Annotated in this window: 11 protein-coding genes; 5 read left to right on the top strand and 6 right to left on the bottom strand. The window is 65.0% G+C overall.

What is annotated here, in order from left to right:
• The first annotated feature begins 61 nt into the window (after positions 1-61).
• The 3 genes from Q0D45_RS18490 to Q0D45_RS18500 all read left to right on the top strand — a co-directional run bounded on the left by Q0D45_RS18490 (position 62) and on the right by Q0D45_RS18500 (position 3,815).
• Positions 62-1,291 carry a multifunctional CCA addition/repair protein gene (locus Q0D45_RS18490; RefSeq protein ID WP_366946501.1) on the top strand — a complete coding sequence of 410 codons (1,230 nt, stop codon included), beginning with the start codon at positions 62-64 and terminating at the stop codon, positions 1,289-1,291.
• Positions 1,292-1,426: 135 nt separating this feature from the next.
• Complete coding sequence (locus Q0D45_RS18495; RefSeq protein WP_366946502.1) at positions 1,427-3,475, top strand: M13-type metalloendopeptidase; 2,049 nt, start codon at positions 1,427-1,429, stop codon at positions 3,473-3,475.
• 148 nt (positions 3,476-3,623) lie between these two features.
• Positions 3,624-3,815: a hypothetical protein gene (locus Q0D45_RS18500; protein WP_293396302.1), complete on the top strand. Its 192-nt coding sequence runs from the start codon at positions 3,624-3,626 to the stop codon at positions 3,813-3,815.
• 94 nt (positions 3,816-3,909) lie between these two features.
• Here the strand turns inward: Q0D45_RS18500 and Q0D45_RS18505 are convergent, their stop codons facing one another.
• Both Q0D45_RS18505 and Q0D45_RS18510 read right to left on the bottom strand, forming a co-directional pair.
• A complete protein-coding gene (locus tag Q0D45_RS18505; protein WP_293396305.1) occupies positions 3,910-4,281 on the bottom strand; it encodes an MGMT family protein in 372 nt (123 codons plus the stop codon).
• Positions 4,262-4,651 (bottom strand): nuclear transport factor 2 family protein, encoded by a 390-nt coding sequence (locus Q0D45_RS18510; RefSeq protein WP_293396308.1) that lies wholly within the window; start codon positions 4,649-4,651, stop codon positions 4,262-4,264. Before Q0D45_RS18510 ends, Q0D45_RS18505 begins: the two co-directional genes overlap by 20 nt.
• A 150-nt stretch (positions 4,652-4,801) precedes the next feature.
• Here Q0D45_RS18510 and Q0D45_RS18515 point away from each other — a divergent pair, with 150 nt between their 5' ends.
• Entirely contained in the window at positions 4,802-5,413 is a 612-nt protein-coding gene (locus Q0D45_RS18515; protein ID WP_293396310.1) for a hypothetical protein, read from the top strand.
• 77 nt (positions 5,414-5,490) lie between these two features.
• On the opposite strand, the gene Q0D45_RS18520 is transcribed toward Q0D45_RS18515, so the two are convergent.
• The 4 genes from Q0D45_RS18520 to Q0D45_RS18535 all read right to left on the bottom strand — a co-directional run bounded on the left by Q0D45_RS18520 (position 5,491) and on the right by Q0D45_RS18535 (position 9,177).
• Positions 5,491-6,009 carry a hypothetical protein gene (locus Q0D45_RS18520; protein WP_293396312.1) on the bottom strand — a complete coding sequence of 173 codons (519 nt, stop codon included), beginning with the start codon at positions 6,007-6,009 and terminating at the stop codon, positions 5,491-5,493.
• A 93-nt stretch (positions 6,010-6,102) separates the two neighbouring features.
• Positions 6,103-7,005 (bottom strand): PhzF family phenazine biosynthesis protein, encoded by a 903-nt coding sequence (locus tag Q0D45_RS18525; protein ID WP_293396315.1) that lies wholly within the window; start codon positions 7,003-7,005, stop codon positions 6,103-6,105.
• Positions 7,006-7,102: 97 nt separating this feature from the next.
• Positions 7,103-7,624 carry a DNA-deoxyinosine glycosylase gene (locus Q0D45_RS18530; protein WP_293396318.1) on the bottom strand — a complete coding sequence of 174 codons (522 nt, stop codon included), beginning with the start codon at positions 7,622-7,624 and terminating at the stop codon, positions 7,103-7,105.
• 2 nt (positions 7,625-7,626) lie between these two features.
• On the bottom strand, positions 7,627-9,177 hold the full coding sequence (locus Q0D45_RS18535; RefSeq protein ID WP_293396321.1) for a hypothetical protein: 1,551 nt from the start codon (positions 9,175-9,177) through the stop codon (positions 7,627-7,629).
• Positions 9,178-9,293: 116 nt separating this feature from the next.
• Between Q0D45_RS18535 and Q0D45_RS18540 the strand changes: the two genes are divergently transcribed.
• Positions 9,294-11,165, top strand: a 1,872-nt coding sequence (locus tag Q0D45_RS18540; protein ID WP_293396324.1) for a M1 family metallopeptidase, incomplete at its 3' end; no start/stop codon positions are given.

Consider the following 11,165-nt stretch of genomic DNA (forward strand, 5'->3'; position numbering starts at 1 on the left):
CGACCTGGCTGAAGCCGGTGGCGCTGGCACCCGTGCCGGCAGGCCTCGAAGAGATCCCATGATGCGACGCTATCTGGTCGGCGGCGCGGTACGCGACCGGCTGCTGAAGCGCCCGGTCGCCGAGCGCGATTGGGTGGTCACCGGGGCAACGCCGGAAGAAATGATCGCGCTCGGCTACCGGCCGGTCGGCAAGGATTTCCCGGTGTTCCTGCATCCCGAAACTCAGGAAGAGCACGCGCTGGCGCGCACCGAGCGCAAGAACGGCCGCGGCTATCGCGGCTTCACCATCCACACCGATCCCGGCGTGACCCTGGAAGACGATCTGATCCGTCGCGATCTCACCGTCAACGCAATGGCCGAAGACGATGACGGCAGCTTGATCGATCCTCACGGCGGCCGTGCCGACCTCGATGCCCGGCTGCTGCGCCATGTCTCGATGGCCTTCACTGAGGACCCGGTGCGGGTGCTGCGCATCGCCCGCTTTCATTCCCGCTACGCCAGCCTCGGCTTCCGTATTGCCGACGAAACCATGGCGCTGATGCGGCAGATGGTCGACAGCGGCGAAGTCGATCACCTGACCGCGGAACGGGTCTGGAAGGAAACCGAGCGGGCGCTGATGCAGCCGCAGCCGTCGGTCTATTTCACGACCTTGCGCGAATGCGGTGCGCTGAAGCGCCTGATGCCGGAAGTCGATGCCTTGTTCGGCGTGCCGCAGCCGCCGAAGCATCACCCGGAGATCGACACCGGCGTGCACACGATGCTGACCATCGATCACGCCGCGCACATCGAAGCACCGCTGACGGTGCGCGTTGCCGCGCTCTGCCACGATTTCGGCAAGGCGCTGACACCGGAACACCTGCTGCCCAGCCACTACGGCCACGAGCAGAGTGGCGTGCCGCTGGTCGAAGCCTTCTGCACGCGGCTCAAGCTGCCGAACGATTGCCGCGAACTGGCGCTGCAGGTCTGCCGCGAGCATCTGCTGGTCCATCAGGCCCGCGAGCTGACACCGGGCACCTTGATGCAATTGCTGGAACGGCTCGACGCACTGCGCCGGCCGCAGCGCTTCGAGGAATTCCTGACCGCCTGCGACTGCGATGCCCGCGGCCGCACCGGGCTGGAGAATCGCGACTATCCGCAGCCGAACTACCTGCGCGCCGCGCGCCGGCGCATCGCGCTGGTGGAGCCTGCCTCGGTCACTGCCGATGGCTTCGTCGGTGCCGCGATCGGCGTCGAACTGCGTAACCGCCGGCTCTTGGTGCTGAAAGAGCTGCGCGAGACGCCCGCAGCCTGAAGCTGCAACTGGAGCCGATCACTGATCGGTTCCAACCTTTTCGCCTCCGGCGTAGTCTGAGGAAATCAGGCTGCGTCCTTCCGTGACAGCAGCCGTCTCCATTCCAAGAGGTCCATCCCTTTGAATCGCATCCTCATGATCGCGGCCGGCGCCGCACTGCTGTATGGCTGCGGCAAGTCCGCCGACGCTCCGAAGACCGACGCCGCAGCAGCCGCGGCCGTCTCCGCACCAAGCTCCGGCATCAATCCGGCGACCATGGATACCGCCGTCCGTGCCGAGGACGACACCTACCGGCACATGAACGGTAAATGGCTGGACAGCTTCGAGATTCCGGCTGACAAGGCGCGCTACGGCTCGTTCACCAAGCTGGCCGATGACGCCGAACGGCAGCTGCGCGAGCTGATCGAAGCCTCCGCCGCCAATGCCGAGGCGAAGCCGAACACCGAGCCGCAGCAGATCGGCGATCTGTACAAGAGCTTCATGGACGAAGCCGGCGTTGAAGCTGCCGGCCTGAAAGCCATCGACAGCAGCCTGACCACCATCGACGCGATGCCGGACAAGAGCGGTATCCCAGGCTTGATGGCCGGCCTGTCGACCACCGGCGTCGGCTCACCGTTCGTGCCGTTCGTGCATCAGGACAACAAGGATTCGACCAAGTACGTCGTCGATCTCTACCAGTACGGCCTCGGCCTGCCGGATCGTGATTACTACCTGAAGGACACCGACAAGTACCGCGAATCGCGCACTGGCTATGTCGCCCACATCGAGAAGATGCTGACGCTGGCCGGCGACAAGGATGCAGCCAAGAAAGCCAAGGCGATCTTCGCGCTGGAAACCGCGCTGGCCAAGGTGCAGTGGGACAAGGTTGCCAATCGTGATCCGGTTGCGACCTACAACAAGGTCGAGCTGAGCAAGCTGGACGCACTGGCGCCGGGCTTCGACTTCAAGGCCTGGTTCGCCGGTGCCGGCATGACCGGCAAGCTCGACTACGTGATCGTCAGCCAGCCGACCTACATCACCGGCTTCGCCAAGCTGCTGCAGAGCCAGCCGCTAGACGCCTGGAAGGCTTACTTCAAGTGGAAGGTGATCGCCGAGTTCGCGCCGTATCTGCCAAAGGCCTTCGTCGACGAGAACTTCGCGTTCTACGGCACGGCACTACGCGGCATTCCGGAAAATCGTCCGCGCTGGAAGCGGGGCGTGGAACTGGTTGAAACCGCGATCGGCGAATCGCTCGGCAAGCTCTATGTCGAGAAGCACTTCCCGCCAGCCAACAAGGCGCGCATGGAAGCGCTGGTCAAGAACCTGCTGGAAGCCTACAAGCAGTCGATCGACACGCTGGACTGGATGAGCCCGGAAACCAAGAAGGAAGCCCAGGCCAAGCTCGCCAAGTTCGCGCCGAAGATCGGCTATCCGAACAAGTGGAAGGACTACTCGAAGCTGGTGATCAGCGGCAGCGATCTGCTCGGCAACGTCGCCCGTGCCAACGCCTACAGCTACCAGTTCGAACTGGCCAAGCTCGGCACGCCGATCGACCGCGAGGAGTGGGGCATGACGCCGCAGACGGTCAACGCCTACTACAACCCGGAGAAGAACGAGATCGTCTTCCCGGCGGCGATTCTGCAGCCGCCGTTCTTCACTGCCGCTGCTGACGATGCCGTGAACTACGGTGGCATCGGCGCGGTGATCGGCCATGAGATCAGCCATGGCTTCGACGACCAGGGCGCGCAGTACGACGGCGACGGCAATCTGCGCCAGTGGTTCAGCGAAGCTGACTTGAAGAACTTCAAGGCGAAGACGGCGGCTCTGGTGGCCCAGTACGCGGCGTTCGAGCCGGTCAAGGGCTATCACGTCAACGGCGAACTGACCCTGGGCGAGAACGTCGCCGACAACTCCGGCCTGACCATCGCCTACAAGGCCTACAAGCTCAGCCTCGGCGGCAAGCCGGCGCCGGTGATCGACGGCCTGAGCGGCGAGCAGCGCTTCTACCTCGGCTGGGCCCAGGTCTGGCAAGGCAAGGACCGCGAAGCCGAAGCGATCCGCCGTCTGACTGTCGATCCGCATTCGCCGCCGTCGGTGCGCGGCAACGCCACCCTGGTCAACCAGGCCGGCTTCTACGACGCATTCAGCGTCAAGGAAGGCGACAAGATGTATGTCGCACCCGAGAAGCGGGTCAGCATCTGGTAAGCCGCTGCGACAGGTTTGTGCGATGAACGAAGGCCGGTGTCGCCACCGGCCTTTTTCATGGCCGCTTGCAGGGGCCTCGTTCGACGCCGATGATCAGGCCAGTCCGGCGCAAGACCGGGCCGAAGATTGGCTCACGCGAGGAGAGGCCATGAACCAGGTATCGCCGCAGGACTGGGCCGCGCTGGCACGGATCGAACAGGGTCAATGCGCGCTTGAAGCCGAGGCCGCACAACGTCTGCGCCAATGCGGCCTGATCGAAGCCAAGGCCGAAGATCGCTACGCGCTGACGCCGCAGGGCTGGCATGCGCTGCGCCAGCATCGGCGGCTCGATCCGGACTGAAAAGCAGTGGCTAGTGTTTAGTGACCAGCTCTTTTCTGACCACAGACCACTAGCCACTGACCACTGCTTCTGGCCGCTGCTTCTGGCCGCTGCTTCAGTCGATCAGCGGACTGTCGCCGCCCGCCTGCCAGCCATAGCGGCGCAGGCTGACTCTGTCGTTTTCGAAGTGCACGCCTTCGGCGCGCAGCCGGCGTTTCTGTTCGCGGTGTTCCTCGCTGAACTTCGGCAGCGAAATCTGCCCCGCCGCGTTGATCACCCGATGCCAGGGCGTGGCAGCGCCGGCTTCGAGCATGCCGCCGAGCACCCGGCCGACCAGCCGCGCGCGTCCCGGATAACCAGCGATCCAGGCGATCTGGCCATAGGTGGACACCCGGCCGGCCGGGATGCGGGCGATCGTCGCGAGGATGGCGATCCTGGCGGCATCGGCGTCGACCGGCGCCGACGGCTCAGTCGACCGGCGCGCCATACAAAGCCGTGCCGCAAGCCACACAGGCCTGATCGTCGAAGTCGAAGATTTCCGCTGCCAGCAGACGTTGCGTGCCGAGTGAGGCGACATAACGGATCAGCAAGGTGCCGGTGCCGGCGTCCCAGTGCGCGGCCTCGAAGCTGAACTGCAGGCTGGGAATGGCGGCCAGTGCGGCCTGCCAGTAGGCGCGCAGCGCCGGCTTGCCGTGCACCGTGCCATGGCCGGTGAGGGTCGCCGCCTTCGGGCTGCGGAAGCGGCAGTCATCGGCGAACAGGCGCAGCACGGCTTCGATATCGCGCGCGTTCCAGGCAGCGATCCAGTTCAGTGCCCAGCGCTGGGCGGAGGCGTGATCGGTCGGCATCATGGTCATCGCGCTGTCTCCGGACATCGTGGAGAATCATTCTTGTGAACACCCGTTCAGTACGGGTTCAGACTGCCGACGGCATTCTGCGCAGGTCGAATCGAGCCCAGCAAGGCAGGGTCGACTTTCCCAACTTTATGATCTGTCTGGAGCACCTTGATGAACCGCAAACTTATCCCCGCCGTGATCGTCGCCACCCTGATCACCGCCGCCGGTCCGTCGTTCGCCCTCGGCGTCAACGCGGGTGCCGGCCTCGGCGTCAATGCCGGCGGCCTGCACACCAACGTCGACGCTGATGCCAAGGCCAAGCTCGATGCGGAAGCCGCTGCAGCTGCCAAGGCGAAGGCCGAGGTCCAGAGCGACGCCAAATCGGCAGTCGATGCCCGCGTCAGCACCGGCGCCGAAGTCGGTTCCGATGCCAAGGCTGATGCCAACGCCGGACTCGGCCTGGGTCTCGGCCTCGGCAAGGCCGTCAAGGGCACGGCCGGTGCGGTGGGCGGCACGGTGAAGGGCGTTGCTGGTACCACTGGCGACGCCGCGAAAGGCGCCGCTCATGCCACCGGCAAGGCTGTGAAGGGCACCGCTGAAGCGACCAAGAACACCGCGAAGGCTGGTGTCGGTGTCGCTAGGGATGCCGCGGTCGGCACCAAGAACGCTGTTGGCGGCGTGACTTCCGCGACCGGCACTGCCGTGAAGAACAGCGCCAATGCGGCTGCCGGTGCGGCGAATGTCGACGTCAACGTCAAGGCCGGTGCCAGCGCCGGTCAGTAAACGCTGGAGCGACAAAAAAAGCGGCCGGTCACGCGAGTGACCGGCCGCTTTTCGTTGCGCCACCCGAAGGCGGCGACTCAACCCTGATGCAACTGCGCGTAGATCTCTGCACGCAGCGGGCCGGACGCCCACTTCACCAGCACGGCCGGGCAGGCTTCGGCCGGCGCGAAGCCGGCGGCGATGCGGAACAGATCGGCGGTGATCCGCTCGATGGCAGCGTGATAGCCCTTGAACAACTCGCTGCTGTTGGCGTGCATGGTCTTCAGCGAAGCCAGCAGCACCGACACCGGCACATAGGGCGCGACGCGATCGAGCAGACGTTCGAGCAGCGCCAGATCCTTGTCCTTCGGACCTTCATCCATGATCACGCTGACCAGCTTCGGATTGCCGCCAGTACGGTCGGCCGACAGCTTGCGCAGCTTCGGATCGCGCGCGTAGTACGCGGCGGAGGCCAGGATGATGAACAGCTCGTCGTAGGAATCTTCAGTGAAGTTGACGTCGTCCGGAATCAGGCCCTTCAGCGCGGGCTTGAAGGCCGCGAGCAGACCGTGGAACTGCTCGTCCAACCGCGCCAGGCGGCGGAATGATTCGCTCATCGATGCATCTCCCTGAAATCGTGAAGGCCGGCCGGTGCCTGAAGCCTGTTAACAACGCTGAATGAAGTATAGCGGCGGGTTCCGCCGTACCGGTTACAGCGGCAAGGTGCCGGATAGCACGGTCACCGCATGGCCCCCGACTCGCACAGCAATCACCGCGCCAGCCTGTTTGTCGGCCTCGATCTGCAGCACGCTCGGCCGATTCATTTCCAGACCCTGATGGATGGTCCAGGCCAGACGGCCATCGGCCTCCGCCGAGTCCAACGCCAGCCGACCGGCCAGTGCCACGGCGGCCGAGCCGGTGGCCGGGTCCTCGTGGACCCCGGCGCCGGGCGCGAACATGCGGGCCCGCAACTCGCCTTCGTAGCCGCGCGCGTAGACGTAGACCTGATGCGCCCAGCCGCCGGCCAGATGCTGGCGCCAGCAGGCGACATCGAAACTGATGCCGGCCATCAGCTCCGGCGAGCGCAGCGGTATCAGCACGTAAGGCACACCGCAGCTGATCAACGCCGCCGTTTCACCGGCGTAACCGATGTCCTGTTCTTCGAGCCCGAGCATCGTCGCCAGCGCCGCGGCAGAAGGTGCGTCCGGCCCGCGCCGCGGCAGCACCGCCGTGGTCAGCTCGCCGTAAGGCGCACGGCCCGCTTCACGGCACACCCGCACCGGCACCAGACCGACGTTCTCCTCGAGCACGAAGCGCACATCGTCACCCTGAGGCGCCAGACCGAGTTCAGCGAGCAGGCAAGCCGTGCCGACGGTGGGATGGCCGGCAAACGGCATCTCGATCTGCGGCGTGAAGATGCGCAGCTTGAAGTCGGCGCAAGGCGCAGTCGGCTTCAACACGAACACGGTTTCCGACAGATTGAATTCGCGGGCGATGGTCTGCATCTGCCGCGTGTTCAGCCCATCCGCAGCCAGCACGACGGCCAGCGGATTGCCGCCGTAGCGCTGCTCGGTGAACACGTCGAGGGTGTGGAACTGAAGATGAGAACTCATGCGATCGAAGAGGCGGATGAACGTGCGGACGAAACCTTAGCGCGATCCTGTGACCCTGCGCAGTTCGTCGCCGCGTTCTACGTGGAACTGCGCGAAATCAGGCCAGCGGCAGCAATGCGGCCCAGGCGGCGCGTTTCGCTGCCGCGCTGACGCTGGCATTGGCCGGGCTGGTCGACGGCAGCGCGATCAGTCTGATCGCCGACAAGCGCTCGCCAAGCAGCGGCAGTACATGGCGATGGAAGGCATCGCGCGCCGTGCCGCCGTTCAGTGCGATCACTTTCAGCTGCGGATGGCGATCAACGAAGGCGGCGAAATCGTTGGCCTGCTCGCTGCCGCGCACGATGCTGGAATCGAGACTGCCGGGCCGCTCGCAGGCGCGCAGCACGTCCCACAGCGCGATGCCTTGCGCCTGCAGCCCGGCGATGCGCTCGGCATAGGCCGCATTCGCCGGCACGCCGAACAGCGTCTCCATCATCGGCCAGAACTGGTTGCGCGGATGGCCGTAATACTGCTGCGCGCGCAGCGAAGCGATGCCCGGCATCGAGCCGAGAATCAGCAGCCGCGCGTTGGGCGGTTCCAGCGGCGCGAAGCTTTCGACGAGATCGGTGAGGTCGGCCACGCTCAGTTGAAACGGCCACCGATGATCAGGCCCTGGCTGTCGAGGTCCGGAAAGAAGCGGCTGCGATCGCTGCGGAATTCGCGCGTGGTGATCATGCCCGGGCGCACCAGCAGCACATCCGGATAGCGGGCGGCGAAGGCATCCAGCGTTGGCTGCGTGGCGATGAAGGCTTCGAAATCGGCGAGGTCGTTGATGTCGGCACCAACGATCACGACATCCGTCACATCGGCGGCCAGCAGCATCGCCGGCGTGCGCGGCTGCGAGATCAGCTGGAAGAACTGCTGCCATTGCTCGGGCGAACCGGCGACGTCGCTGCCGTTCGCGCGAATGTAGTTGCTCACCAGCGCCTCGCCCCAGCTGTAATTGATGATGTAGGCGCGGTACTTGTCGATGAACTTCAGCCGCTGCGCAGCGCGCTCCGGCGAATACAGCAGGAAGCGCTGCATCCACAGCGCGGTGTCTGCGGCCGTGGCCTTGCCATCGAGATAGCGGCGCGCCGCTTCGATGCCGGCCGGCACCAGTTCGCGCGCGGCGTTGACGATCTCCAGATAGCGCGCCGCGTCCTTGGTGTTCAGCCCGGCGGCGGTGAACAGTTCTCTCGTGAACGCCAGCCGTTGCTTGCCCGGAAAGGCGAGGCCCACTCCGTAATCGGCGGTGCCTTCGGCGATCAGCGATTGCGGCGAGAACAGCGCGTAAACCGTGTATTCCGGCCACTGCTGACCGATGACCAGGCCGTTCTCGAGCAGCGCGTTGTAGACGTGATGGCCCGGATAGCCTTCATGCGACGCCAGTTCGATGACCCGCGACACCGGAATCGGCAGATCGGTATTGACCTCGATGCGGCTCGTCAGCCCGCCCTGATACCAGTTGTAGGCGCTCCAGGCCTTGTCCTTGACCAGGCTCAGCTCGAAGCGCTCGCCAGTTGGCAGCGGCAGATGCTTCGCGGCACGCGCACGCGCTTCGTTGATTGCCAGCGTCATCACCGCCTGCAGCCTGGCCGGCGGCACGGCGTAGCGCTCGATGTAGCGGTTGTAGCGTTCGGCCAGCGTCCACTGCGCATCGCCAGTCTGGCGTGGCAGCAGCTTTTCGATGCGCGCCAGCACCGGTGCGAAATCGGCTTCGATGTAGTGGGGCGCTTGCGTGTCGTACAGCGCGCGAGCTTCGTCATCGAAGCTGAACTTCTCGCCCTGAACCATCTGTGCGCGGGCAACGAGTGCGGCGAGCTGCTTCTTCAGATACTCGCGGCGCTGGCCCAGCAATTCCGCCTGTGTCTGCGCTTGCGGGCTATCGGCAGCATCGACCTGCAGCAGCAGTGCCTGCGCTTCAGCTTCGATCTGCGCCGGCGCGAGCACCAGGCGCTTGACCTCGTCGCGCACGGCAGCCGGACCGTAATAGGCGTCGACGGTATCGGGATCGTGCTCGCCGAGCGCGAGCACCAGGCGCACATAAGCGTCTCCGATCTGGTTCATGTTCAATGCGGGCACGCCCGGTTCCTGGACCACTTCCTGAGTGACTTCATCCGCCATTTCCGCAGCCTGCACGGACCACGTCATCAACAGCAGGCAAAGCAGTCGGCACAGGGAAAAACGCATCGGATCGGAAGGATGAGAAAGTTTGGGAAACAAAGGACTTCCGTATCATGGGCCGGTCCTCCGAGGCTCGTAAACCCATGTCCTCCTTCCTGAGTCGTGCCGCGCTGGCGGCGTCTTCCGTCGCTGTCCTGATCCTGTCGCCGATGAATCCCGTTCTGGCTGCCGAAGTCGTCGACACCCATTCCTATGCCAACAGCGCCGAGGTGCGGACCACGCATCTGGTCATCGATCTCGATGTCGATTTCGCCAGGCGCCGCCTGAACGGCATCACCGAGCTGCAGTTCGAAAAGCTCAAGCCCGATGCCGATCGCATCGTGCTCGACACCCGCGCGCTCGACGTGCGCTCCGCCGAAGCCAGTGCCGATGGCAAGGCCTGGGCGGCAACCCGGTTCGTGCTCGGCGCCAAGGACGCGGTGCTCGGCCAGTCACTGACCGTGAGCTTGCCAGCAGGCGCGACGCGAGTCCGCATCGCCTACTCGACGAGTCCGGAAGCGACCGGCCTGCAATGGCTGAAACCGGTGCAGACCGCCGGCAAGAAACAGCCGTTCCTGTTCTCGCAGTCCGAGGCGATCCACGCCCGCAGCTGGTTGCCGCTGCAGGATTCACCCGCCGTGCGGGCGACTTACGAGGCCAGCGTCAAGACCCCGAAAGGCCTGCGCGCGGTGATGAGTGCCGAGATGTCGGACCAGCCCGATGCCGCCGGCCGCTGGACGTTCAAGATGCCGCAGCCGATTCCGAGCTATCTGATCGCGCTGGCCGTGGGCGACATCGCCTTCCAGAGCATGGGGCCGCGCACCGGCGTCTATGCCGAACCGGCAACGCTGAAAGCCGCGGCCTACGAGTTCAATGAGACCGAAACCACGCTGGCGGTCTGCGAAAAGCTGTTCGGGCCGTATCGCTGGGGCCGGTATGACCTGATGGTGCTGCCACCGAGCTTTCCGTTCGGCGGCATGGAAAACCCGCGCCTGACCTTCGTCACGCCAACGGTGATCACCGGCGATCGTCTGCTGGTCTCGCTGATCGCCCACGAGCTGGCGCATAGCTGGTCCGGCAATCTGGTGACCAATGCGACCTGGGAAGACTTCTGGCTCAACGAGGGCTTCACCGAATACCTGACCTACCGCCTGACCGAGGCGCAGTTCGGCAAGGCCCGCGGCGACATGGAGCGGGTCATCGGCGTGGCCAGCCTGAAGACCGATTTCGCGCTGGCCAAGTCGGACGAGGACCGCAAACTGGTCCGTGCGTTTCCGGCGAAGGATCCGGACGAAGTGTTCAGCAGCATCCCCTACGAGCGCGGCGCCTTGTTCCTGGTCTGGCTGGAATCGAAGTTCGGCCGCGAAACCTTCGATCGCTTCCTGCGCAGCTGGTTCGACGATCACGCCTTCCAGAGCGCGACCACGCCGCAGTTCATCGCCTACCTGAACGACAAGCTGCTGAAGGTGCAGCCGGGCAAGGTGAGTGCCACGCAGATCGATGCCTGGATTTCGCAGCCGGCGCTGCCGGCCGATGCGGTCTATGCCACCTCCGATGCGCTGACCAAGGTCGATGCCGGTCGCGACGCCTGGCTGGCGGGCACGGCCACACTCGACGCCATGGGCGGTGAGCAGTGGTCGGTGCAGGAATGGGAGCACTTCTTCGAAGGCTTCCCGAAGACGGTGAGCGCCGCGCAGCTGAAGGCGCTCGATAGCCGCTTCAAGCTCACCGGTTCGCCGAACGCGATCATCGCCAGCGACTGGTACAAGCTGGCGATCGACTCAGGCCAGGCGGCGGCGCTGATGCCGCAGATCGAGGCCTATCTCGGCCATGTCGGCCGCATGAAGCTGATCAGCCCGATCTATCGAGCGTTGGCGGCGACCGAAGCCGGCAAGCTGCAAGCCAAGGCGATCTACAAGAAAGTCAGCAGCGGCTATCACCCGATCGCCCAGCAGACCGTGGAGCGAATCCTCAAG

It is taken from the genome of Nevskia sp. (genome assembly GCF_023266035.1).
Taxonomy (GTDB): domain Bacteria; phylum Pseudomonadota; class Gammaproteobacteria; order Nevskiales; family Nevskiaceae; genus Nevskia.